General features: G+C 63.9%; 22 protein-coding genes. 10 read left to right on the top strand and 12 right to left on the bottom strand.

The window, feature by feature from the left end; translation table 11 throughout:
* Positions 1-97: 97 nt before the first annotated feature.
* From A3M3_RS0106530 to A3M3_RS0106520, 3 genes are all read left to right on the top strand, one after another.
* Complete coding sequence (locus A3M3_RS0106530) at positions 98-1,846, top strand: AMP-binding protein (protein ID WP_028265677.1); 1,749 nt, start codon at positions 98-100, stop codon at positions 1,844-1,846.
* 29 nt (positions 1,847-1,875) lie between these two features.
* Positions 1,876-2,382, top strand: a complete 507-nt coding sequence (locus tag A3M3_RS0106525) for a MarR family winged helix-turn-helix transcriptional regulator (RefSeq protein WP_028265676.1) — start codon at positions 1,876-1,878, stop codon at positions 2,380-2,382.
* A 74-nt stretch (positions 2,383-2,456) separates the two neighbouring features.
* A complete protein-coding gene (locus A3M3_RS0106520) occupies positions 2,457-3,284 on the top strand; it encodes a sulfurtransferase (RefSeq protein ID WP_035741439.1) in 828 nt (275 codons plus the stop codon).
* Between the two features lie 12 nt (positions 3,285-3,296).
* Here A3M3_RS0106520 and A3M3_RS0106515 read toward each other — a convergent pair whose 3' ends face one another.
* The 7 genes from A3M3_RS0106515 to A3M3_RS0106485 form a co-directional block, all read right to left on the bottom strand.
* On the bottom strand, positions 3,297-4,076 hold the full coding sequence (locus A3M3_RS0106515; protein WP_028265674.1) for an enoyl-CoA hydratase: 780 nt from the start codon (positions 4,074-4,076) through the stop codon (positions 3,297-3,299).
* A gap of 69 nt (positions 4,077-4,145) precedes the next feature.
* Positions 4,146-5,069: a 3-hydroxyisobutyrate dehydrogenase gene (mmsB, locus tag A3M3_RS0106510; protein WP_028265673.1), complete on the bottom strand. Its 924-nt coding sequence runs from the start codon at positions 5,067-5,069 to the stop codon at positions 4,146-4,148.
* On the bottom strand, positions 5,062-6,108 hold the full coding sequence (locus tag A3M3_RS23990; RefSeq protein WP_035741435.1) for an enoyl-CoA hydratase/isomerase family protein: 1,047 nt from the start codon (positions 6,106-6,108) through the stop codon (positions 5,062-5,064). Before A3M3_RS23990 ends, mmsB begins: the two co-directional genes overlap by 8 nt.
* Positions 6,108-7,607, bottom strand: coding sequence for a CoA-acylating methylmalonate-semialdehyde dehydrogenase (locus A3M3_RS0106500; protein ID WP_028265672.1), 1,500 nt, complete (start codon positions 7,605-7,607; stop codon positions 6,108-6,110). The genes A3M3_RS23990 and A3M3_RS0106500 overlap by 1 nt, the downstream gene beginning before the upstream one ends.
* 232 nt (positions 7,608-7,839) lie before the next feature.
* Positions 7,840-9,216 (bottom strand): cryptochrome/photolyase family protein, encoded by a 1,377-nt coding sequence (locus tag A3M3_RS0106495; protein ID WP_028265671.1) that lies wholly within the window; start codon positions 9,214-9,216, stop codon positions 7,840-7,842.
* 85 nt (positions 9,217-9,301) lie between these two features.
* Positions 9,302-9,958 (bottom strand): fasciclin domain-containing protein, encoded by a 657-nt coding sequence (locus tag A3M3_RS0106490; protein WP_028265670.1) that lies wholly within the window; start codon positions 9,956-9,958, stop codon positions 9,302-9,304.
* Between the two features lie 214 nt (positions 9,959-10,172).
* On the bottom strand, positions 10,173-10,967 hold the full coding sequence (locus A3M3_RS0106485) for an IclR family transcriptional regulator (protein WP_035742320.1): 795 nt from the start codon (positions 10,965-10,967) through the stop codon (positions 10,173-10,175).
* A gap of 220 nt (positions 10,968-11,187) precedes the next feature.
* Here A3M3_RS0106485 and A3M3_RS0106480 point away from each other — a divergent pair, with 220 nt between their 5' ends.
* From A3M3_RS0106480 to A3M3_RS0106455, 6 genes are all read left to right on the top strand, one after another.
* Positions 11,188-11,904 (top strand): CoA transferase subunit A, encoded by a 717-nt coding sequence (locus tag A3M3_RS0106480; protein WP_028265668.1) that lies wholly within the window; start codon positions 11,188-11,190, stop codon positions 11,902-11,904.
* Between the two features lie 26 nt (positions 11,905-11,930).
* Complete coding sequence (locus A3M3_RS0106475; RefSeq protein WP_028265667.1) at positions 11,931-12,638, top strand: CoA transferase subunit B; 708 nt, start codon at positions 11,931-11,933, stop codon at positions 12,636-12,638.
* On the top strand, positions 12,635-13,852 hold the full coding sequence (locus tag A3M3_RS0106470) for an acetyl-CoA acetyltransferase (protein ID WP_028265666.1): 1,218 nt from the start codon (positions 12,635-12,637) through the stop codon (positions 13,850-13,852). The genes A3M3_RS0106475 and A3M3_RS0106470 overlap by 4 nt, the downstream gene beginning before the upstream one ends.
* A 147-nt stretch (positions 13,853-13,999) precedes the next feature.
* On the top strand, positions 14,000-14,566 hold the full coding sequence (locus tag A3M3_RS0106465) for an HdeD family acid-resistance protein (protein ID WP_028265665.1): 567 nt from the start codon (positions 14,000-14,002) through the stop codon (positions 14,564-14,566).
* A 64-nt stretch (positions 14,567-14,630) separates the two neighbouring features.
* Positions 14,631-15,437, top strand: coding sequence for an exodeoxyribonuclease III (locus A3M3_RS0106460; protein WP_028265664.1), 807 nt, complete (start codon positions 14,631-14,633; stop codon positions 15,435-15,437).
* 31 nt (positions 15,438-15,468) lie between these two features.
* Complete coding sequence (locus A3M3_RS0106455; protein ID WP_028265663.1) at positions 15,469-16,338, top strand: hypothetical protein; 870 nt, start codon at positions 15,469-15,471, stop codon at positions 16,336-16,338.
* On the opposite strand, the gene A3M3_RS0106450 is transcribed toward A3M3_RS0106455, so the two are convergent.
* From A3M3_RS0106450 to A3M3_RS0106430, 5 genes are all read right to left on the bottom strand, one after another.
* Entirely contained in the window at positions 16,335-17,426 is a 1,092-nt protein-coding gene (locus tag A3M3_RS0106450) for a LacI family DNA-binding transcriptional regulator (RefSeq protein WP_028265662.1), read from the bottom strand. The genes A3M3_RS0106455 and A3M3_RS0106450 overlap by 4 nt on opposite strands.
* A gap of 119 nt (positions 17,427-17,545) precedes the next feature.
* Complete coding sequence (locus A3M3_RS23985) at positions 17,546-17,818, bottom strand: hypothetical protein (protein ID WP_028265661.1); 273 nt, start codon at positions 17,816-17,818, stop codon at positions 17,546-17,548.
* Positions 17,815-18,690: a carbohydrate ABC transporter permease gene (locus tag A3M3_RS0106440; protein ID WP_028265660.1), complete on the bottom strand. Its 876-nt coding sequence runs from the start codon at positions 18,688-18,690 to the stop codon at positions 17,815-17,817. The genes A3M3_RS23985 and A3M3_RS0106440 overlap by 4 nt, the downstream gene beginning before the upstream one ends.
* Positions 18,687-19,706 (bottom strand): carbohydrate ABC transporter permease, encoded by a 1,020-nt coding sequence (locus tag A3M3_RS0106435; RefSeq protein WP_028265659.1) that lies wholly within the window; start codon positions 19,704-19,706, stop codon positions 18,687-18,689. Before A3M3_RS0106435 ends, A3M3_RS0106440 begins: the two co-directional genes overlap by 4 nt.
* Before the next feature lie 86 nt (positions 19,707-19,792).
* The gene (locus tag A3M3_RS0106430) at positions 19,793-21,073 is read right to left on the bottom strand and encodes an ABC transporter substrate-binding protein (RefSeq protein ID WP_028265658.1); all 1,281 of its coding nucleotides are present in this window, start codon (positions 21,071-21,073) and stop codon (positions 19,793-19,795) included.
* 238 nt (positions 21,074-21,311) lie between these two features.
* Here A3M3_RS0106430 and A3M3_RS0106425 point away from each other — a divergent pair, with 238 nt between their 5' ends.
* Entirely contained in the window at positions 21,312-23,033 is a 1,722-nt protein-coding gene (locus tag A3M3_RS0106425; protein WP_197023301.1) for a glycoside hydrolase family 13 protein, read from the top strand.
* Positions 23,034-23,058: the final 25 nt, after the last annotated feature.

The following is a 23,058-nucleotide window of genomic DNA, read 5'->3' as shown; positions in this document are numbered from 1 at the left end:
CCCTTGGATGTCCTAGTATATTGCAGGTGAAGCGGATCACACGGCCAGTCTGTTTTGGTCCGCACTGATCTGATCCACGCAGGGCGAAAGGCAGACAATGACAGTCACCGACGACTTCCGCGCAGCCCGCGACCGGCTCCTGGAGTTACGCACCGACTACTCCCAGGCGCACAGGGAGTTCCAATGGCCCCGCTTCACCGAGTTCAACTTTGCCATCGACTGGTTCGACCAGACCGCAGCCAACCCCGCCACGGCCGATAACCCCGCGTTGGTCATCGTCGAGCAGGATGGCAGTTCCACCCGCCGCAGCTTCGCCGAACTCTCCGCACGGTCCTCGCAGATTGCCAACTGGCTCCGCACGAAAGGCGTCCACCGCGGCGACCGCATGATCATCATGCTTGGCAACCAGGTGGAGTTGTGGGAACTCATGCTCGCCGGGATCAAACTGGGTCTGGTCCTGATCCCCACCACCACACTCATGGGCCCGCGCGACATCGCGGATCGCGTGGAGCGCGGCGGCGCCCGCTGGGCCGCCGTCGGGAGCGCCAACATCGCCAAATTCGCCGAGGTGCCGGGCGACTATACGCTCATTGAAGTGCGCGACGGCGGCCCGGCGGCCGGCCACGAAACCACCGGCGGAGGGCGCCCGGCTGCCCTCCAATACACCGAAGCAGATTCCGCCGGGACCGAATTCGCCCCGGATGCACCCACGCTCGCGGATGAAACGATGCTCCTCTACTTCACCTCGGGCACCACGTCGCGTGCGAAGCTAGTGGAGCACACCCACACCTCGTACCCGGTGGGACACCTATCCACCATGTATTGGATCGGCCTGGAACCCGGGGATGTCCACCTCAATGTGGCCTCGCCCGGCTGGGCCAAGCACGCGTGGTCCAACGTTTTCACTCCGTGGATCGCCGAGGCCTGCGTGTTCGTCTACAACTACGAGCGCTTCGACGCGAAGGCCCTCATGGAACAGATGGAGCGCGAAAAGGTCACCAGTTTCTGCGCCCCGCCCACCGTATGGCGCATGCTGATCCAAGCGGATCTCACCTTGCTGAAGACCCCGCCCACCAAGGTGGTTTCGGCCGGGGAACCGCTCAACGCCGAGGTCATCGGGCAGGTAGAGAGGGCCTGGGGCCAGACCATCCGCGACGGTTTCGGGCAGACGGAATCAACCGTCCAGGTTGCGAATACTCCGGGGCAACCGGTCAAGACCGGCTCCATGGGACGGCCGCTGCCCGGTTACGACGTCGTCCTTGTTGACCCTGCCACTGGCGAAGAGGCCGACGACGGCGAGCTGTGCTTGCGCTTGGATCCTCGCCCCGTGGGACTCATGAAGTCCTATTTCGGCGATCCGGATAAGACGGCCGAAGCCTTCCGCGACGGTTATTACCACACGGGCGACATGGCCAGCCGCGACCAGAACGGGATCATCACCTATGTGGGCCGCGGGGACGATGTCTTCAAGTCCTCCGACTACAGATTGTCCCCTTTCGAACTCGAAAGCGTCCTGATCGAACACCCCGCTGTGGCCGAAGCCGCCGTCGTACCCTCTCCGGACCCGGTCAAGCTTTCGGTGCCTAAGGCATTCGTGGTGCTGGCCAGTGGACATGTCCCCTCGCCCGAGCTCGCCGAGGACATCCTGCGCTATTGCCGGAACAATCTGGCCCCGTTCAAGCGCATCCGCCGGATCGAATTTCGCGAGCTGCCCAAGACCATCTCGGGCAAGATCCGCCGCGTGGAGCTTCGGGCGAGCGAGGAGATCCGGCATGGCGGAGGCGTGGTCCCGGAAGGGACCGGGATCGAGTACTCCGAATCGGACTTCCCGAGTCTGAAAGAATAGGCAGCCACCAACCAATGTCAGGAGGCACCGTGGGCAGCCCGCTCCCCCGCGACCCCATCGCCGATGCCCAGCGAAACTGGGAACGTCACGGCTGGGGCGAAGTCGCCGCTCCCATGGCGGCCATCACCGCGATCATGCGCACGCAGCAGATCCTGCTCGCCCGGATCGAGAGCGTGCTGAAGCCGTTCGGCCTGACCTTTGCCCGCTATGAGCTCCTGGCGCTGCTCAGCTTCGCCCGTAGCGGGGCGCTGCCCATGAACAAAGCCAGCGCGCTGCTCCAGGTGCATCCGACGTCGGTGACCAACGCCGTCGACCGCCTCGAAAAGGCTGCCCTGGTGGTGCGGTCCCCGCACCCCACCGACGGGCGCACCACGTTGATCGAGCTCACTTCGGAGGGGCGCACCCTCGCGAAGCGCGCGACGACGGCGCTCAACACCGAAGTGTTCGGCCAGTCCGGATTCGGTGACGAAGACGTCGAGCACCTCATCCGCGTCCTGGGAGACTTCCGCAAGGCGGCCGGAGACTTCACCGACTGATCCCCCGCCTCACGGTTTGTCCATATTTCGAGATCTACATATCAAATAATGAGACCATGCGTAGCATTGGGGCCATGCAGAGTTCAGCGATAGGCCCCTTTGTCGATCTCGAATGGTGGTCCCAAAACCGCCACCGCGTGGTGCTCGCCGATGTGCGCTGGTACCTCGACGGGCGCTCCGGGCGGGAGGCGTACGACGGAGGGCACATCCCCGGGGCGGTCTTTGTTGACCTGGATCGATGGCTCTCGGCTGAGGGATCGCCACTCGAAGGAAGAAACCCGCTCCCCGCTCCGCATGACTTTGCCCTTGGGATGCGGGAAGTGGGAATCAGCGACGACGGCATCGTGGTGGCGTACGACGACGCCGGCGGGGTCATCGCCGCACGCCTGGTCTGGATGCTGCGCGCCACAGGCCACAGTTCAGCCATTCTGGATGGCGGGCTCGCCAGCTACGAAGGTCCCTTGGAAACCGAACCTCCTTCGAGGGCCGCCGGTGATTTCACCGCACAACCGTGGCCCGGAAACCGTCTGGCGGAGATCCACGAACTCTCAATCGAAGCAAATCTCGCGGTGGACGCACGCAACCGCGACCGCTTCGAAGGCAAGCAGGACCCCATCGATCCAAGGCCCGGGCATGTGCCCGGCGCGAGGAACGTCCCGTGCAGGGAGAACCTGGACCCCTCCGGGAAACTGCGCAGCAAGGCCGAGTTGCTGAGCATCTTCGCCGCGGCAGGCATCTCGTCTGCAGAGAACGTGATCAGCTATTGCGGCTCCGGAGTAACGGCTTGCCACAATCTCCTGGCCTTGGAATATGCCGGCCTTGGGCACGGCCGGCTCTTCACGGGCGGGTGGTCCCAATACGGCCACGCCCTCGAATTCCCGGTGGAACTCGGACCCGCGTAGCAGGCCCGGGACTCAGCGGTTCTTGAACTCCGGCTGGCGCTTCTCGGTGAACGCGGACATGCCTTCCTTCTGGTCCTCGGTGGCAAACAATGAGTGGAAGATTCGACGCTCAAACAACACGCCCTGGGACAGCCCGGTTTCAAACGCGGCGTTGACGGCCTCCTTGGCCACCATGGCAACCGGCTTGGACTTGGAGGCGATGACCTCAGCGGCCCCGAGGGCTTCTTCCACGACGGCATCTGCCGGCACTACGCGGGAAACGAGTCCTGCGCGCTCGGCCTCATCGGCATCCATGAACCGCCCAGTGAGGACCATGTCCATTGCTTTGGCCTTGCCCACGGCGCGGGTCAGCCGCTGCGAGCCACCCATGCCGGGAATGACACCGAGGTTGATCTCCGGCTGGCCGAACTTGGCGTTGTCCCCGGCAATGATGAGATCGCACATCATAGCCAGTTCGCAGCCACCGCCCAGGGCGAAACCCGACACCGCGGCAATCACCGGAATTCGCAAGCGCGTGAAGTCTTCCCAGCCGCGGAACCAGTCGTCGGCGTACATGTCCATGTACCCCTTGGATGCCATCTCCTTGATGTCGGCGCCGGCCGCGAAGGCCTTCCCGGAGCCAGTGATCACCACAGCGCCCACCCCTGGATCCGTATCCATGGCGGTTACGGCGGCGACGAGCTCCTCCATGGTCGCCTTGTTCAATGCATTGAGTGCCTTGGGCCGGTTCAGGGTCACCAAGCCCACCCGTCCACGGAGTTCCACCAGGATGTTTTCGTACTGCTGCGCCAAGCCGTGCCCCTTTTGTCAGTTGTTCAGGATAGTCGCTTGTTCAAGGTTGCATCGGAAAGTCCGCAAAGGCTACTTGGCGGACTTGTCCCGAATGTCCGTGATGATGCCGGAGAAGTCGCGCCCGGCGCCACCCTCGGCTGCGAAAGCGTCAAAAATCTGCGATGCCAAGTGCCCCATCTGTCCGTCTACTCCGGTGCTCTCGAGCGCGTTGACCGCGAGCCGGAGGTCCTTCGCCATGAGGGCTCCGGCGAATCCCGGTTGGTAGTCGCGATTGGCCGGGCTGGTGGGGACCGGTCCTGGAACGGGGCAGTTGGTGGTCAGCGCCCAGCATTGTCCCGAGGCGTTGGAGGCGACGTCGAACAGGGCCTGGTGCGTGAGACCCAGCTTCTCGCCGAGCACGAATGCCTCGCTGACGGCGATCATGGAAATGCCCAGGATCATGTTGTTGCAGACCTTGGCGGCCTGCCCGGCACCGTGGTCCCCGCAGTGCACAATCCTCCGGCCCATGAGCTCCAGGATCGGTTTCACGGTGTCGAAGTCCTCGGGCAAGGCCCCCACCATGAAGGTCAGGGTTCCGGCCTCGGCACCCACCACACCGCCGGACACGGGCGCGTCCACGGAACGGTGGCCGGCTTCCAAAGCAATGGCCGCGGCCTCCCGGGCTTCGTCGACATTGATGGTGGAGCAGTCCAGGAACAGCGTGTCCGGCGCCGCAAGCGAGAGCAGGCCCGGCGCTCCGTCCACTCCCCGGTAAGCGTCCAACACGTGCTTGCCGCTTGGCAGCATGGTCAGGACCACAGAGGCGCCGGCAACGGCTTCTCCGGCAGATTCCACCGTGGCAATGCCGTGTTCACGAGCCGCCTCCAGCGCTGCCGGAACCGGATCGTATGCAACCACTTGATGACCCGCTTTGACAAGGTTCACAGCCATGGGGCCGCCCATGTGGCCGAGGCCGAGGAAAGCGATGGTGCCGGAAGCTGCGTTTTCAGACATGGTCGGACTCCTTTGAATGAAGTTTGAGTTCACGGTCGCCGAGCGGCGCGAAGAAGCCCTCGACGGCGGCCGGCGACACCTCGGCCAGGGAAGCAGGCTTCCATTGCGGGTTGCGGTCCTTGTCCACCACTTGGGCGCGGATCCCCTCCCGGAAGTCAGCCCCGGTCAGGCACCGCAGGCCAACACGGTACTCCTGTTCCAAGGCCTCCTCGAGGGAGAGTCCCCGGACACGCCGCAACGATTCCAGCGTGACTTTCACGGCCGTGGGCGACTTTGCCACGATGGTTTCCGCGGCTGCGGCGGCTTCTCCACCGGCGGCGCGCAACCTGCCGACGATTTCCTCGGCGTCGTCGGCAGCATAGGCGTCATCGATCCACTCGCGCTGGGCTTCCAAACCCGAGGCCCGCGGTTCCTGCACAAAGCGCTCGACGGCGGCCTCCGCCGTCGAACTTTCCAGCGCTTCCGCCAGCGCGGGGAGGCTTTCGGACGGTACGAAGTGGTCCGCGAGCCCCAGGAACAAGGCATCGGCCCCGCTCAGATGGGCTCCGGTGAGCGCCGCGTGGGTTCCCGACTCGCCCGGTGAGCGGGAGAGCAGCAGCGTCCCGCCGACGTCGGGCACAAAGCCAATAGTGGTTTCCGGCATGCCGGTACGGGTCCGCTCGGTGACCACGCGGACGGAGCCGTGGGCGGAGATCCCGACGCCGCCGCCGAGGACCAGCCCGTCCATGAAAGCCACGTAGGGCTTCGGGTACCGGGAAATGAGCGAGTTCAATCGGTACTCCGCGGCCCAGAAGTGGGCGGTCTGGTCCCCGTGGCGCAGCATGTCGTCGTAGATCGCCACGATGTCTCCACCTGCGCACAGTCCGCGGTCTCCGGCGCCGCGCACCAAAACGGTCTTGACGGCGTCGTCGTCCGCCCAGGCGGTGAGTTGCTCCAGCATGGCGTGCACCATGCCGGAGGTGAGGGCGTTGACGGCCTGGGGCCGGTTCAGGGTGACGACGCCGAGGTGGCCGCGTTTCTCGAAAAGGACCTCGGCCATTAGCTGCCGGCCGGCATCACGAAGCTGGCGCCCTGGCGAATGCCCGAGGGCCAACGGGTGGTGACGGTCTTGGTCTTGGTGTAGAAGCGGAAGGCGTCCGCGCCGTGCTGGTTGAGGTCGCCAAAGCCCGAGGCCTTCCAGCCGCCGAAGGTGTAATAGGCGATGGGCACGGGGATGGGGACGTTGATGCCCACCATGCCTACTTCGACGCGGCTCGCGAAGTCGCGGGCGGCGTCACCGTCACGGGTGAAGATCGCGACGCCGTTGCCGAATTCGTGCTCGGAGCAGAGGCGCAGCGCTTCTTCGTAGTCGGAGGCGCGGAGGACGCTCAGGACCGGGCCGAAGATCTCCTCCTTGTAGATGGACATGTCCTTCGTGACGTTGTCGAACAGCGTCGGGCCAACCCAGAAACCGCCCTCGTAGCCGTCAACCTTGAGTCCGCGCCCGTCGGTGACAAGCGTGGCGCCTTGGTCAACGCCCGCCTGGATGTAACCCTCGATCCGATGTTTCGCGGAGGCTGCCACCACAGGGCCGAAGTCCGAGTCGCTGGCAAGGCTCGGCCCCACCTTCAGGTCCTTGATGCGGTCGTGCAGCTTGGCGACGAGCTGGTCGGCCGTCTCCTGGCCAACCGGCACGGCCACCGAGATGGCCATGCAACGTTCGCCGGCGGAACCGAAGCCGGCGCCGATGAGCGCGTCCGCGGCCATGTCGAGATCGGCGTCGGGCATGATCACCATGTGGTTCTTGGCGCCGCCGAAGCACTGGGCGCGCTTGCCGTGAGCCGCAGCCGTGGCGTAAATGTACTGGGCGATCGGTGTAGATCCGACAAAGCCGATGGCCTTCACGCGCGGGTCCTCGAGGAGGGTGTCCACGGCTTCCTTGTCGCCGTTGATGACGTTGAAGACGCCGTTCGGCAATCCCGCCTCGGTGAAGAGCTCGGCCAGGCGCAGTGGCACCGAAGGGTCGCGCTCCGAAGGCTTGAGGATGAAGGCGTTCCCGGCAGCGAGCGCGGGTCCGGACTTCCAGAGGGGAATCATGGCCGGGAAGTTGAAAGGCGTGATGCCCGCGACGACGCCGAGCGGCTGGCGCAGCGAGTGAACGTCGATTCCGGTTCCCGCGCTGTCCGAGAATTCGCCCTTCAGGAGGTGCGGTGCACCGGCGGCGAACTCCACCACTTCAATGCCTCGTTGGATATCGCCCTTGGCATCGGGGAAGGTCTTGCCGTGCTCCGAGGAGAGGAGCGTGGCGAGTTCGTCCATGTGCTCGTTGACCAGGTCCACGAACTTCAGCAGGATCCGGCCGCGGCGTTGCGGGTTCATGGCGGCCCATTCGAGCTGGCCTTTTTCCGCGTTGGCAATGGCGGTCCGCACCTCATCAGCGCTGGCCAAAGGAAGCCTGGCCTGCACCTCGCCCGTGCAGGGATTGTAGACATCGCTGAATCGTGGAGAGGTCCCGTCGACCCTTTGGCCGTCAATGTAGTGGGAAAGTTCGCGCACCATGGAATGCTCCTTTGCATAGGGGGAATACCCGCCATCAGCCTCGAAGGCACATGTCCAACTGCGCCCCGGGGTCTTTGCACCGAATATACTCGGACTTCCTACTAATTTCTAGGGGTCTGGCGTGACCTCCACAACCGACCACATACGGGAACGCCCGACGCCGGAACCCGCGTTCTGTGCGGACGTTCCGGTCTGTGCCGGCGGCAAAGGTGGTAGATCCTGGTGGTTGGTTTCAGTGCGCCAGGGTGCTGTATGCGTCCAGAGCCTCCCGGCGCGAGGCCTTGAGGTCCACCACCGGCTCGGGATAGTCCGGAGTGCCCAGTTCCGTTATCCACTGGCCAACATAGCTGCCGTGGGGATCGAATTTCGCCGCCTGGGTCTCCGGGTTGAAGATCCTGAAGAACGGCGAGGCGTCCGCACCGGAACCGGCTACCCACTGCCAGTTCGCAGGATTCGAGGCAGGATCGGCGTCAACCAGCGTGTCCCAGAACCATTGCTCGCCCAGTTGCCAGTGGATGCCGAGGTTCTTCACCAGAAGGCTCGCGGATACCATCCGGACCCGGTTGTGCATCCATCCCGTGTGCCACAATTGCCGCTGGCCGGCGTCCACCAGGGGGAACCCGGTGCGGCCTTCCTGCCATGCGTGCAGGAGCGTGGTGGCAGCTTCGTGCGCGCCTGCGCCCTGACCACCCGGCGAGGCCCAAGGATAGTGGTCGAACCCAGGCCGCAAATTGGCCGTCGCCAGATCGGGGTGATGAAAATATTGGTGCCAGCAGAATTCACGCCAACCCAGTTCCGCGGCGAAAACGGCGGAGCCCGGTTCCCGGGGCCGCGCCCGCCGTGCGTGCCACACCTCGAAGGGGCTGAGTTGCCCCCAGCGCAAGAAGGGTGACAAACGGCTGCTGCCGGGCAGGTCCGGACGGTCCCGGTTCACCGAATAGTCCGCCAATCCGTGCTCCACGAAGTCGCCGAGGAACTCGTGAGCCTGCGCCGAACCCGGTCGCCAGCTTTCCGCAAGTCCGGCAGACCAATCGGGGTTCCGCGGCAACAATCCCCAAGTGTCCAACTCCTCGGAATCAGGGAGCCGCGCGGAGAAGCCCTGGCCCGGTTCCGGAGAATCCAACGGCTCCCGGAAATCCAGTCCGGACACGGTTCGCCAGAAGGGCGTGAAGACCTTGAAAGGTCCGCCTTGCTTCGTTGTGACGGCCCACGGTTCGTGCAGCAACGAGGCTTGAAAACTCTCCGAATGCATCCCGGACCCGCGAGCCGAAGTCTTGATGCCGGCGTCGAGCATTCGCTCTGCCTCGCCGTACCGCCGGTTCCAATACAACGCGCCCGCAGCGAGCGCCGTCGCGGTTTCCTGCACGACGACGGCGGCCGGCCCGCGGCGCAGCAAGAGGGGCACGCCCAGCGTGGCGAGTTCTTCGCGAAGGGAAAGGAGGGAATGGTGCAGCCACCAGCGGGCGGCGCCGCCAAGTGGCCTGATGCCCGGGGATTCCTCGTCAAGGACATAGAGTGCGACGGCGGCTCCGTCGTCCACCGCTGCCCGCAGCGCTGGGTTGTCGGTGACGCGTAAGTCGTCCCGAAACCACACGATTGACGGCTTCACATCTTTCCCTTCAAGATTTTGCGCACGGCTCTTGCCCCTTACGACGAATCCTAAGGGGCAAGAGCCGTGCACAAAGGCCGGAGATTTACTTGGGCATCAGGACGCTGTCAACCAAGTACACCGTCGCGTTGGCAGTGTGGACGCCACCGCAGATCACGGCGGACCCTCCGTCAACCTTGAGCGCGTCTTTGGTTCCGGTGACCGTCACCGAGTCTCCCTCAACCGTCTTGTGGGTACCGACGATCTGGTCCGGGGTCAGCTGGCCGGGAATGACGTGGTAGGTGAGGATCTTGCTGAGGAGCGCGTCGTCGGTCTTGAGGCTGTCGATGGTCGCGGCGGGGATCTTGGCGAACGCGCTGTCCACTGGGGCAAAGACAGTGAACTGGCTGCCGTTGAGCGTGTCCACGAGGTTCACCTTCGGGTTCAACTTGCCGGACACGGCGGCGGTGAGAGTCTTGAGTAGCGGGTTGTTGGACGCGGCGACGGCCACCGGGTCGGCGGCCATTCCGGTAACCGAACCCGCACCGCTGGGAACCTGGGCGGCGTAGCCTGCGCAACCAGGTCCCACCAGGTCGCGGGCCGGGTCCATTGCCGCACTGGCCGACGGCGTCGCAGCCATGGTGGTGGCAGCGGGAGCCGAGGACTGCGAGGAGCTGGCCGAACCGCCACAAGCAGTGAGGCCCAGCAGGGCGGAAGCGGCGAGGCCGGCGATCGCAAAAGACGTGCGCTTTGTAGAAAGCATGACATTTCTCCTTCAAACGGACTGACATTCGGTGCCGGTCGTTTCCGGCGTGAAAGCACTTCGCCCTTGTGGGGTAAGTCCTTATGCCAGCTATTCGGAGGTGCGGGCTACAGGGATGGGTCCATTCCAAAAATTAATTTGGGAAGCCCTCAAGAAGCGACCACTTTTGGAAGCCCCCGACGCCGGATGACGGCATGGGTGCCAAGGTTGCGGCTCAAAGGTGGTCGGTTCTTGCGGAGCTCATCCGGTGGGCTTCTTCCATCAGCAGCTTGCCGAGGAATTCCTGGCGCTCGGGACGGAATCGCGGTTCGATGCCGGTGAGGGACAACGCGCCGATGGGCCTTCCCAGTGGGTCGAAAACGGCGGCCCCCATCCCCCAACTGCCTTCAAGAACCAAGCCGGGATTCACCGAGTACCCGGCCAAGCGGGTCTGCTCAAGGTTCCGGCGAACCACACTCTCGGTGTGGCCGTTAGCGAAATCGCCGGCATGCCGTTCCCAAATCGACAGGATCGTTTCCTGCTCATCTTCCGGAAGGAACGCCATGATCGCCGTGCCGGCCGACGCCACTCCGAGGGGGAACCTGACACCTTCATGCAACACGAAAGAGCGCACCGGAAAGCTGCCTTCTTCCCGGAGCACGCAGACAGTTTCGTGGCCCCGCCGGATGGAATAGAACGCGCTTTCCCCGCTTTCCTCGGCCAAGCGACGCAGGCTGGGCCGGGCCAAGTCTTCCAACGGGAACCGGGCCGCAGCCACGGACCCCAGCAGGAAGATCTCCGGTCCCAGGATCCAGTTGCCGGTCCGCTGATCGTGGTCCAGCAGGCCTTCGGCCGCGAGGGATGCGAGCAAGCGGTGCACCGTGGGGCGCGTCAGTCCTGACTCGCGGACCAGGCCAGCAATGGACATGCCCTCCGTTTTACGCCCCACGAGCCGCAGCAGCGCGGCAACCCGGCCCACCACCTGGGCACCCTGGACGGGCGTGCGTTGTGGCTGCTGAATCGGTGACATGATTCCCCCTTCGAAGAATTCCTCCACAATGTGGACACTTCAAAGACTACCGTCCACACTGTGCAATGGCAGCCCCTGCTGCCCCAACAGTCCGTTGACCGACCGGACTGGACCGCCATAAGCTCCATTCTCAGACGACTTACCAGACGATGCACCCGGCAGCCTGTCCACAAAGTGGATTGCTCCGCATCCCCAAACCACTCAAAGACGAGGACAAGCCATGGCCAAAATCCAACCCGGCGCAGCCGAGGCCCTGCGGGACGTGCTGCGTGACGGCCAGACGATCGCCGTCGGAGGTTTCGGGCTCAGCGGTATCCCCGCGGACCTGATCGACGCCGTCCGCGATGCGGGCGTGAAAGACCTGACGGTGGTCTCCAACAACATGGGCATCGACGGCAAGGGCCTGGGCGTCCTCATCGAAGCCGGCCAGGTCCGCAAGGTCATCGCCTCGTACGTGGGCGAAAACAAGCTCTTCGCCGAGCAGTACCTTTCCGGCCGGCTCGAGGTCGAGTTCGCACCCCAGGGCACCCTCGCCGAGCGGCTCCGCGCCGGCGGTGCCGGCATCCCGGCGTTCTACACCCGGACCGGCGTCGGGACCCTGGTTGCCGAAGGCAAGCCGTTGGAAGAGTTCGACGGCGTCACGTACGTCCAGGAGCGCGGGATCGTGGCCGACGTCGCACTGGTCCACGCGCACACCGCGGACACGGACGGGAACCTGATCTACCGCTACACGGCCAGGAACTTCAACCCGGTGGTGGCAACGGCAGGAATCGTGACCATCGCCGAAGCCGAAGTGATCGTGCAGCCCGGCGAACTGGACCCCAACCACATCATCACCCCGGGCGTCTACGTCCAGCGGCTCCTCCAGGCGAGCAAGCGCACCAAGGACATCGAGCAGCGCACCGTTAGGCCCCGCCCGGAAGCCCTGGCCGTCTAAGCACCCACCAGCAAAGGAGCAACACCATGGCATGGACCCGCGACGAAATGGCCGCCATCGCAGCCGAAGAACTCCACGATGGCGACTACGTCAACCTCGGCATCGGCATCCCGACCCTCGTGGCCAACAACCTGCCCGAGGGCGTGCGGGTTGTCCTCCAAAGCGAGAACGGCCTGCTGGGCATGGGCCCGTTCCCCTATGAAGGCGAGGAAGACGCCGACCTCATCAATGCCGGCAAGCAGACCGTCACGGTCCTGCCCGGCGGCAGCATCTTCGACTCCGCCACGTCTTTCGGCATGATCCGCGGCGGACACGTCAAGGTCGCGATCCTGGGCGCCATGCAGGTCGCCGGCAACGGCGACCTTGCCAACTGGACCATCCCCGGCAAGATGGTCAAGGGCATGGGCGGAGCCATGGATCTGGTCGCCGGGACACCGCGCGTGGTGGTCCTCACCGAACACAACGCCAAGGACGGGACACCGAAAATCGTCACCGAATGCACCCTGCCGCTGACCGGCCTGGGCGTGGTGGACCGGATCATCAGCGACCTCGCGGTGTTCGATCTGGTTCGGAACGATCAACGAACAGACGGCGGGCGGCAGCTCAACCTCACCCGCCTCGCCCCCGGCGTCACCGTCGAGGAAGTCCGGGAAAAAACCGCGGCAGCATTCGAGCTCGCGTTGGAAACCACCCCGGCTTTGGAAGAAACTGCTTTGGAAGGAACCCTGGCATGAGCCTGCGAGACCAGTTCGGCAAAGATGTCCTCCTCACCGGATGGGGACACAGCAAGTTCGGCAAACTCACGGACGAGACATTGGAATCCCTGATCGTCCAGGTATCCGCCGAAGCCATCCGGAACTCCGGCCTTGAGCCGCGGGACATCGACGAGATCTACCTCGGCCAGTTCAACTCCGGCATGCAAGCCCTCGGCTTCCCGTCCTCCCTGGCCCTGCAGTTGTCCGGGGAACTGGCCAACGTGCCGGCAACGAGAACCGAAAACGCCTGTGCCTCGGGCTCGGCCGCGTTCCAGCAGGGCGTGAAAGCCGTGCTCGCCGGGACCGCTCGCAACGTGTTGGTGATCGGCGCCGAAAAGATGACCGACGCCGGCGCCGACGTCGTCGGGGCAGCACTGCTCGGTGCCTCCTACGAAATGGCCGGCAAGGCCTCCACCACCGGCTTCACCGGGCTGTTCGCCGAGGTAGCCAAGCACTACCACAAGCGCTACGGCGCCAGCATCGAAGCCACAGGCTATGCCGGAGGCCTGGGCGACGTCTTGGGTTCCATCGCCGCCAAGAACCACCACAACGGCATGGACAACCCTTACGCCCAGATGCACCGGGACTTCGGCGAGGAGTTCTGCCGGACCGTTTCCGAGAAAAATCCCATGGTCGCCGAACCGCTCCGCCGCACCGACTGCTCCCCCGTGTCCGACGGCGCCGCCGCCCTCGTGCTTACTACAGGCCCGGCGTCGGGCGCTGCCACTGAACCCGTGCGTCTGGCGGGATTCGGGCACGCGAACGACTTCTTCCCGGTCGAGCGCCGCGACCCCACGGAGTTCGCCGCCACGCGGGTCTCCTGGGAACGCGCGCTGGGGATGGCCGGCGTCGGGATCGACGGACTGGACTTCGCCGAAGTGCACGACTGCTTCACCATCGCCGAACTCATCATGTACGAAGCCATGGGACTGACGCCGCGCGGCGAAGGCTCCCGGGCCGTGCACGAAGGCTGGGTCTACAAGGACGGGAAGCTGCCCATCAACGTCTCCGGCGGCCTCAAAGCCAAAGGCCACCCCGTCGGCGCCACCGGCGTCTCCCAACACGTCATCGCCGCCATGCAGCTCACGGGCACCGCCGGCGCCATGCAACTGCCCAACGCCCGCCGCGGCGCCGTGCAGAACATGGGCGGCGTGGGCATCGCCAACTACGTCTCCGTTTTGGAATCTGTCTAGCGGGTGCCCGCTGAAACTCCCCGCTTTTGAAGCCCGACGGCGGGACCGCCCGCTAAGTGCCGCGGTCCGCCGTCGGGGTCCAAGTCCAAAGGTGGGGAGTTTCAGCGGCCACTTCTCCAGCCACGGGCACGGGTCTACACTGACCCTATGTCCGACACTGCAGGACGCAAGTTGTTTCAGCATTCCGGAACGGCCCTCATCTTCCGGGGAGCCTTGGCCTTGCTCTTGAGCTTCCTGGTTGCTTCTTTGCCGGTCGCCACGGTCTTTGCCCTTGTCTACGTGTTCGGCGTCTACGTCATCACCGACGGGCTCACCAACATGGCCCACTATTTCTACGATCCTGCGCGTCATTCCCGCTGGAGCATGATCGGCGGCGTCATTTCCGTAGCGGTTGGCCTCGTGGCAGTTTCGTGGCCGGGCATCACGGCCGCGGCGCTCGGGGTCCTCATCGGAGCATGGGCCTTGATTCTGGGCGTATCGCAAATCATCCTTGCGATGGACGTCAGGACCACTGTCAGGGCCTGGTTGGTCTGGTTGTTGACCGGGCTGATCACCACCGTGTTTGGGCTTTTTGTGCTGGTCAATCCAGGCGCCGGGTTCCTGGGCGTGGTGGCGCTTCTCGCGACATACGCTGCGGTCAGCGGGGTGCTCTTGATCGCCTCTGGCATCAAGCTGCGCAGGCTGGGCACGTCGTCCATGGTTCCTGCCCACTAGCCCTTCCGGGAGCAATCCACTGCGAGGGGATGCGCTGGGTCCCAAGTTCGGTAAGTTAGTGGCTGTGAAGATAGCTACTTGGAATGTGAACTCGCTCCGCGCACGTGCCGATCGCGTAGAGGCTTGGCTGCAGCGCAGTGATTGCGACGTCCTCGCCATGCAGGAAACCAAGTGCAAGGACCAAAACTTCCCTTGGGAGCTCTTCGAGCGCATGGGCTACGAGGTTGCCCACTTCGGCCTAAGCCAATGGAACGGCGTGGCGATCGCTTCCCGTGTAGGGCTCGACGACGTCGAACGCACCTTTGTCGACCAGCCCGCCTTCGGAAAAGCCGGCAAGGATCCTATCCAGGAAGCCCGCGCAATCGGCGCGACGTGCGGCGGCCTCAGAGTATGGAGCCTGTACGTTCCCAACGGCCGCGCCCTGGACGACGAGCACATGCCGTACAAGCTGAAATGGCTCGACACCCTGAAGGGCCATGCCGCCAGCTGGGTCATCGAGAATCCCGATGCGCAGGTGGCCCTCATGGGCGACTGGAATATCGCGCCGTTGGATGACGATGTCTGGGACATGGACTTCTTCCGGGCGAACGCGCTCACGCACGTCAGCGAACCCGAGCGCGAAGCATTCCGCGCTTTCGAAGCGGCCGGTTTCACCGACGTCGTCCGCCCTTATACTCCGGGCCCAGGTGTCTACACCTATTGGGACTACACGCAGCTGCGCTTCCCCAAGAAGGAGGGCATGCGGATCGACTTCGTCATGGCCTCCCCCGCACTGGCCGCCCGCGTCACTGGCGCCTCGATTGACCGCGAGGAGCGCAAGGGCAAAGGTGCTTCGGACCACGCTCCCGTGATCGTGGAGCTTTCGGACTGAGCAATAGCAATCAATGGAGGAGGCGGCCGCAATGAGTGGAAAGCTGTATGGGAGTCAGGCTGGGCTGCCCTTCTCTTCAGCCCTGCGCGTCTACGAACCGCTCGAAGCCTTCCCGGAGGACCAACGGAAGCAACTCGTGGCGAGCGGTACCCGCAGCGGTTCGCGTGCCGCCGTCGAAAACGCCGAGCTGCTCGCATCGCTTGGACGTGTCACCCGCAAGGGCGGGGATCCCTTCCCTACCGGCAGCACCGATCTGGTCCGCATCACGCGGGTTCCTTCCGGAGACCCGAACGATCCCGACGCCGGGCGGCTGCTTTACTGCCCCAGCCAACTGGTCATCCGGGCGGGCTTAGCGGCCAACGCCCTCATGGAGGGTATCCACGGACCGCTCGCGAACCTGCTCATCCCCGTGGACCAGCGCGACCGACATCAGGCTCGAATCGACCGCATCAACGCCAGTCACGACGCGAAACGCGTGCACACAAGGGCCTCCACGTGGGGCATTCCCTTCAGCTGGTTCTCGCTCTTCCAGGAGTCAGACCGCAAGGACGTCGTGGAATCCGGTGGCCGTATCCTCACGGTCAGGGTCTGGGCCTCACTCACGGATGCCTTGGACCGGGCACGCTTCGCAGTAGCCAACCTCGCCCTCGCCGCCCCGGACCTGGACATGTTGGACGACCTCACCCAGCTCACTGAATGGCTCGAATCGTTCCATGTCCAGTCAATGGTCGAGCTGGATTACGGCGCCGTGGCGGACAAGGTTTACCCGGATGAGTCGCCCATGGATGTCCGGCTCGGCATCGAATGCTTGGCCGAGGGGGACATGACGGGAGCGGCCGCGGCTTACCGCAGGCTGGCTTCCCGTTGGATCCCCATCAGGCAGCTGGCCAGGGCATCCTAGCTTTTGGCCTCGGCCGCCGCTCCGCACTCCTCGCACGGAGCGCGGGGCGGCGCCGTGGATTCGCGGATGATCAGCCGGTGGGGGGCTTTCATGGACCGTACGGAGCCTGTGGCGCCGGCCAATTCGTCAAGCAACATACGGGTGCCCAGCTGGGCTTGTTCCACAGGGTCCTGGGCCACTGTGGTGAGGCCCATGGCTTCGGAGAATTCATGGTTGTCGATGCCGATGATGGACAACTCCTCCGGTACGCGGACACCGCGGCGCCGGGCCTGCAACATGGCCCCCATGGCCATTTCATCAGAAGCGCAGAAGATTGCCGTCGGCTTGCGTCCGGGTTTGGCCCAGAGCTCCTCGAAGGCTTCCTGGCCGCTACCCACCGTGAAGTTTCCGAAAATGTCCCATTCGGGCGGCATGGAGCAGCCTGCGCTCGTCATCGCGTCGGTGAAGCCGTCAATGCGCAACCGCGGCACGGTGAAGTTCAAGTCCGAGTCGTCTTGGCCGTGGAGCAACGCGATCTCCCGGTGACCGAGGTTCAGCAGATGCATCGTGGCCTCTACGGAGGCGGCGTAGTCGTCGATGCCGATGCTTGGGCAGTCCTCCACCGGGCCACCGACGATCACCAAAGGGATGTCGATCCTTTGAAGATCGGCGATTTCCTCGGGTGTCAGCGACATGCAGAGGACCAGGAGCGCATCGATCTGCTTGTAGACCATCGTCTTGCTGAAGAGCCGTTCCCGTGCTCCCCGCTGCCCACCCAAGTTGAAAAGGGAGAGGTTGTAGCCGCGGGCGTGAAGCTCGCGGTCTACTCCCTCGATGGCCTTGAAGAAGAACCAACGGTCCACGTAAGGGGCCAAGACGCCGATGGTCTTGGTGCGGCCGGTGGCCAATCCCGAAGCGGACAGCGACGCCACATACCCAAGTTCCTCGGCGACCCGCAGGATCTTTTCCCGCGTAGCAGGTGATACGCGGGGAAGGCCCCGCACTGCCCGCGAAACCGTCGCCGTGGAAACGCCCGCGGCCTGCGCGACGTCCTCAATGCTGACTCCTGTGTGGCCGCCACGCTGGGACCGCTCACTCGTTTTTGCCACTCGAGCCCCCTCAAAGAATCCGTGCGGAAGCCGGGGATTGCTTCCCAGACGGCAGATAGCCAGCGTATTCCGCTGAGGGGTCCCCCGCCGATTCCGCACTATTTATTTCGGATCGCAGCTCAGTCGATGCGTCTTGTGGTCCTCGCGGGGAGCCGCCGGCGGAGCCGAAGCATCCCCCACAGCGCAAGCAATATTGCCAGCAGGCCCAGGGCCCATCCCAGTGCGGGCTGGGCCGTGAGTTCGGCGGCCACGGTGATGACCAGGAGGACCAAGGCCCAAAAGCCGAGGAAACCGATCACGAGGTCGAAATCCTCCGCAGATTTCACTCGGGTCTGCTGCTCCTTGGCCGGGCCGTGGAGGGACGGCCCGGCCGAGTCCGGAGTCTGCGTCATTTGACCGCGCCCGCTGTCAGGCCTGCCACGATCTTGCGCTGGAAGATCAGCACGAGGATCACGAGTGGAATTGTCACGACGGTTCCAGCTGCCATGACGGCGGTGTACGGCTCTTGGTGGGCCTGGGCGCCGGCGAAATAGGCGATGGCCACCGTGACGGTCTTGGTTTGGTCATTGGACAGCTGGCTCGCAATAAGGAACTCGTTCCAGGAAGCGATAAACGCCAGGATTGCTGTGGTGAACACGGCCGGTGCGGCAAGCGGCATGATGACCTTGCGGAATGCTTGCCCCTGGGTGCAACCATCAATTCGGGCTGATTCCTCCAGTTCCCACGGCATTTCCCGGAAGAAGGACGTCAGGGTGTAGACAGTCAACGGCAGCACAAAGGAGATGTTGGGAATGATCAGTGCCTGGTACGTGCCGTACCAGCCGATGTTGGTGAACAGCTGGAACAACGGCGTCACCAAGGCCACACCCGGAAACATCGAAGCCCCGAGGACGAAACCGAGGACGAGGAACTTGAAGCGGAATTCGAGCCTGGACAGCGCATATGCCGCGAACACCCCGAAGAGCAGGGCAATGACGGTGGTCACCCCGGCCACGAAGAGCGAGTTAAGGAGGTTCCGGCCGAAGTGGTTCCCCAGGTTCTCGGAAAAGACCGTGGTGAAGTTGTCCCACGTGACATGGGTGAAGAAAGGCGTCGAATCGAAGGTGTATCCCACGTCTCGGAACGCGGTCACGATCATCCAGTAGAACGGAATCAAGCACCAGATGAAGATCAAGATGGCGCTGATGTAGGTGCGTCCGTTCGCCCAGCGTTCCCGCCGTCGGGCAGCTGTCTTGGGCGCGGTGTCAAAGCTCACGGCGGTCATTTGTCTTGCCCCTTGGTCTTGGGTGTTGCTGAGGCGACTGCGTTAGCTCCCAGGAAACGAACGAAGATGAACGCCACAAGGAAGATGATCAAGAAGGTGATGGTGGACAAGGCCGCCGCCGAGTTGAATCCCTGACGGATCTGATCAACCACCAGAATCGACAACGTCGTTGTGCCATTCGAGCCCTGGGTCATGATGGCCGGAAGGTCGTACATGCGCAGTGCATCAAGAACCCGGAACAGCACGGCCACCATGAGCGCCGGCTTCACCAGCGGCAAGGTGATCTGGGTGAAGCGCTGCCATGCCGAGGCTCCATCGACCTTCGCGGCTTCATACACCTCGGCCGGGATGATCTGGAGGCCCGCCAAAATCAGCAGGGCCATGAAGGGCGTCGTCTTCCATACGTCGGAAATGATGATCGCCCAACGCGCTGGCCATTCGCTGCCCGTCCAGAGGATTGCCGTTCCGAACAGTTTGTTTGCGATTCCGTCGAAAGCGAAGATGAAGAACCACAGCTTCGCGGTCACGGCCGTAGGAATGGCCCACGGCACCAAGACCGCTGCGCGAAGGGCGCTGCGTCCGCGGAAGCTCCGCGCCATGATGACGGCCATCCAGAACCCGAGGACGGTCTCAAGCACCACGGTGACAACAGTGAAGAAGAATGTTGTACCAACGGCGCTCCAGAATTGGGAGCCAAGGGTGCCGGGGGCACAGGCTGCGGAGCCACATTGCTGGGCCAGCCAGTGGACGAAGTTATCAAGACCGGCGGGCCCGCCCTGGACGAAAACCTTGGTCACCGGGTCCAGGCCCTGGTCCTTCTGGAACGCCATGATGATCGCGTTGACCACGGGGTACACGATGACGACGGCGAGCAACACCAAGGCGGGGGAAATCAACCAGAACGCCCACCGGCCTTGAGACGTGGCCGCCCGGTCCTGTCCTACTTCTTTTTGAACTTTCTTGGTTTTGGGGCTTGGTGTCTCTGGCGCCTTCTTGGGCTGCGCAAGGGTGGACATTTCCCCTCCTTCCGGAATAAATAGCGTGTGCCTCGGGCGGCCGGTCGCGAAAAGCGCCGGCCGCCCGGGGTGCACTGGGGGTGTCGCTACTGACTGGCCGAGTTGATGGCCGTGTCCATATCCGTCATTGCCTGATCGACGGATTTGTCACCCTTGATGGCAGCGTAGGCATTGTCCTGGATAGCCTTGGTGACTGCTGGGTAGAACGGCGTGACCGGACGGGGCACGGCATTCTGAATCGAGGTCTTCAGCACCGGAAGGTACGGCAGCTGCTGGACCAGGGTGGGATCGTCGTACAGGGAACCCAGCACCGGGGCAAGCGAACCCTGCGTGGCGTAGAATTTTTCAGTTTCTTCGCTGGTCATGAAGGTCAGGAAGTCCTTCGCCGTTGCTTTGTGCTGCGAGTAGACGCTGACTGCGAGGTTGTGTCCACCGAGGGACGAGGCGCCGGGGCCGTCCTTGCCCGGGAGCGGAGCCATACCGAAGGTGTCCTTCACCTTGGACGAGCCGTCCGTCTTGGCGAGGTTATAGACGTAAGGCCAGTTGCGCAGGAAGAGGAGCTTGCCGTCCTCGAAGGATTGCCGGCCCTGTTCTTCCTGGTAGGTAACGCCCTGCGTGGGGATGTTTCCGTTCTTGTAGGCCGTGACCAGGTTGTTAAGGCCCGCCTTGGCTGCAGCAGAGGTCACCGTCGATTTGCCGTCGTCTCCAACGATCGTTCCGCCGGCAGAGTTGATGGCTTCAGCCGCATTCACGGTGAGGCCTTCATACTTGGCGAACTGCCCCGCGTAGCAGTCGATGTTGTTCTGCTTGGCGATAGAGCACATGTTCATCATCTCGTCCCAGGTCTTGGGCGGGGTTGGCACCAAATCCTTGCGGTAATAGAGGATGCCGCCGTCCGAGGTCTGGGGTGCCGCGAAGAGCGTGTTGTTGTAGGTTGCCGTCTTGACCGTGGCGGGCAGCATCTTGGACGTATCGATGCTCATCTTGTCGGTGAGCGGCTGCAGCCAGCCCTTCGCTGCAAACTCGGCGGTCCAGATGACATCCACATCTACGACGTCGTAATTTGCGTTCTTGGCCTGGAAGTTCTGCACCAAATCGTCGTGCTGCTGGTCAGCCTGGTCGGACTGTTCCTTGAAGGTGACCTTCTGGTCCGGGTGCGCGGCATTCCATTTATCGACGAGCGGGCGGACGACGTTGCTGTTGTCCTTGCCTTGGACGTAGGTGATGGGACCCCGTCCGTCGAGGTTTGCTGCGGCATCTCCGCCGCTTGAGGCTGTGCTGCCACCCCCGCCGCCACCACAGGCGGACAAGGAAAGGGCGAGCACGCCGGCGACAGCAGCCGGCAAAAGGTACTTGCGTGTGTTCATGCTGGGAACTCCTCAATGAGTGGACCAGGTATTTCCGCAGTGCGGTTGATGTGGTGAGCCTCACATTAGTAAGCTTCCTGCTAGTTATGCAAGCGTTTACATAAAAAATGTCTCCGAGAGGAATCCAGTGCCGCACTCGCCAGTCCCAACCCCCGGTTCCAGCAACTCAGCATGGTGGGCCAGCGCCGTCGTTTACCAGATTTATCCCCGTTCTTTCGCCGATGCCAACGGCGACGGAATGGGCGATCTTGCTGGAATCACGGCGAAATTGCCATATTTGCAAGGGCTCGGGATCGATGCGGTGTGGCTTTCTCCTTTCTACAAGTCACCCCAAGCCGATGCCGGGTACGACGTGGCGGACTACCGGGCCGTGGATCCCCTCTTCGGCACTTTGGATGACTTTGACTCCATGTTGGAGAAGGCGCACAGCCTGGGAATCAAGGTGATCGTCGACCTCGTCCCCAACCACACCTCGGACGAGCACGCCTGGTTCCGCGAAGCCCTCGACGCCGCTCCCGGCTCCCCTGAACGTGAGCGCTATATGTTCCACCCGGGCAAGGACTCAGCGCCCGGCTCCGGCGACGGCGCCCTGCCGCCCAACAATTGGAAGTCGATCTTCGGCGGCCCGGCCTGGACTCGCCTGAGGAACGACGACGGGACCCCCGGCCAGTGGTACCTGCACCTGTTCGATACGAAACAACCGGACCTCAATTGGGAGAACCCGGAGGTTCACGAAGAGATGCGATCGGTACTCCGCTTCTGGCTCGACCGCGGCGTCGACGGCTTCCGGGTGGATGTTGCTCACGGCCTGGTTAAAGAAGCCGGCCTGCCCGACTGGGAGGGCGCTACCGCCATGGTCGAGGGTGGTGTGGCCACCCCCGGCGCCCACAGCGAAGCCGTCGAACCGCACACGGCCCACCCGCATTTCGCCACTGGGGCAGAGCCCGCTACGGGAGCTGTCGCCACCGCCGTCGAACACCACGTCAAGCCGCCCCTGGACCCGCCGTCGCCCTTCTTCGACCAGGAAGGCGTCCACGAGATCTACCGGGAGTGGCACCGGGTCCTCGCCGAGTACGACGGCGACCGCATGCTGGTTGCCGAAGCCTGGGTTGAGCCCGCTGAGCGGTTGGCCCGGTACGTCCGCAAGGACGAAATGCACCAGGCTTTCAACTTCGATTTCCTGCTGGCCGGCTGGGACGCCACGCGCATGGCTGAGGCAATCGAGTCTTCGCTGGATGCCGCGGGCTCCGTCGAGGCGCCCTCCACCTGGGTCCTGAGCAACCATGACACCGTCCGGCACCCCAGCCGGTTCGGGCTGGCCGATCCCACCACCTTCCCCAAGGGCATCGCGGCAGAAGACGAGCAGCCCGACGCTTCCCTTGGGCTGGCTCGGGCTCGCGCCGCTTCCATGGTGTCTTTCGCCCTGCCAGGCTCGGCCTACTTGTACCAAGGTGAGGAACTTGGACTGCCGGAGCACACATCCTTGCCGGCCGAGGCGCGCCAAGACCCCGCGTTCTTCCGGACCAAGGGCGTGGAGAGAGGCCGCGATGGATGCAGGGTCCCGCTGCCTTGGAAATCCGCTGAGCCTGGCTTCGGGTTTTCGGAGACGGCCGGGACCGAAACGCCCGCGGCACCTTGGCTCCCCCAGCCTGAAGCGTTCGGCGAGGTGGCCGCGGACCTCCAGACCGGCGTCGAGGGCTCCACCCTGGAGCTCTACCGCTCGGTCCTTGCATTTCGCCGGGCCCACCGGCTGGGCTCAGGCACCTTTCAATGGGCTGAAGAGCACGATCCCGCCCACGGAGTTCTGGCCTTCCACAACCGGGACGTATTGGTGCTGGTCAATATGGGTACGGCGCCTATCGCCATACCGGCTGGTCTTCGCGTCGAACTCTCCAGCGACGGCGGCTCAGGCGGGGCTTCGCTTCCCCCGAATGGCGCGGCATACCTCGTCGCGCAGTAAAGACCGCCCTTCGGTTGCGTGTCAG

Source organism: Arthrobacter sp. MA-N2, assembly GCF_000517125.1.
Classification (GTDB): Bacteria; Actinomycetota; Actinomycetes; order Actinomycetales; family Micrococcaceae; genus Arthrobacter; species Arthrobacter methylotrophus.
Note: the sequence above shows the minus strand (reverse complement) of the source record. Positions and strands in the feature narration are given on the sequence as shown.

Coding starts and splice junctions, on each gene's coding strand:
- A3M3_RS0106485 (WP_035742320.1), bottom strand. CDS start 10,967: ATGTCACCGATTCAGCAGCCACAACGCACGCCCGTCCAGGGTGCCCAG.
- A3M3_RS0106520 (WP_035741439.1), top strand. CDS start 2,457: ATGCAGAGTTCAGCGATAGGCCCCTTTGTCGATCTCGAATGGTGGTCC.
- mmsB (WP_028265673.1), bottom strand. CDS start 5,069: ATGTCTGAAAACGCAGCTTCCGGCACCATCGCTTTCCTCGGCCTCGGC.
- A3M3_RS0106480 (WP_028265668.1), top strand. CDS start 11,188: ATGGCCAAAATCCAACCCGGCGCAGCCGAGGCCCTGCGGGACGTGCTG.
- A3M3_RS0106430 (WP_028265658.1), bottom strand. CDS start 21,073: ATGAACACACGCAAGTACCTTTTGCCGGCTGCTGTCGCCGGCGTGCTC.
- A3M3_RS23985 (WP_028265661.1), bottom strand. CDS start 17,818: ATGACGCAGACTCCGGACTCGGCCGGGCCGTCCCTCCACGGCCCGGCC.
- A3M3_RS0106470 (WP_028265666.1), top strand. CDS start 12,635: ATGAGCCTGCGAGACCAGTTCGGCAAAGATGTCCTCCTCACCGGATGG.
- A3M3_RS0106475 (WP_028265667.1), top strand. CDS start 11,931: ATGGCATGGACCCGCGACGAAATGGCCGCCATCGCAGCCGAAGAACTC.
- A3M3_RS0106435 (WP_028265659.1), bottom strand. CDS start 19,706: ATGTCCACCCTTGCGCAGCCCAAGAAGGCGCCAGAGACACCAAGCCCC.
- A3M3_RS0106455 (WP_028265663.1), top strand. CDS start 15,469: ATGAGTGGAAAGCTGTATGGGAGTCAGGCTGGGCTGCCCTTCTCTTCA.
- A3M3_RS0106530 (WP_028265677.1), top strand. CDS start 98: ATGACAGTCACCGACGACTTCCGCGCAGCCCGCGACCGGCTCCTGGAG.
- A3M3_RS0106490 (WP_028265670.1), bottom strand. CDS start 9,958: ATGCTTTCTACAAAGCGCACGTCTTTTGCGATCGCCGGCCTCGCCGCT.
- A3M3_RS23990 (WP_035741435.1), bottom strand. CDS start 6,108: ATGGCCGAGGTCCTTTTCGAGAAACGCGGCCACCTCGGCGTCGTCACC.
- A3M3_RS0106500 (WP_028265672.1), bottom strand. CDS start 7,607: ATGGTGCGCGAACTTTCCCACTACATTGACGGCCAAAGGGTCGACGGG.
- A3M3_RS0106465 (WP_028265665.1), top strand. CDS start 14,000: ATGTCCGACACTGCAGGACGCAAGTTGTTTCAGCATTCCGGAACGGCC.
- A3M3_RS0106440 (WP_028265660.1), bottom strand. CDS start 18,690: ATGACCGCCGTGAGCTTTGACACCGCGCCCAAGACAGCTGCCCGACGG.
- A3M3_RS0106425 (WP_197023301.1), top strand. CDS start 21,312: ATGGGCGATCTTGCTGGAATCACGGCGAAATTGCCATATTTGCAAGGG.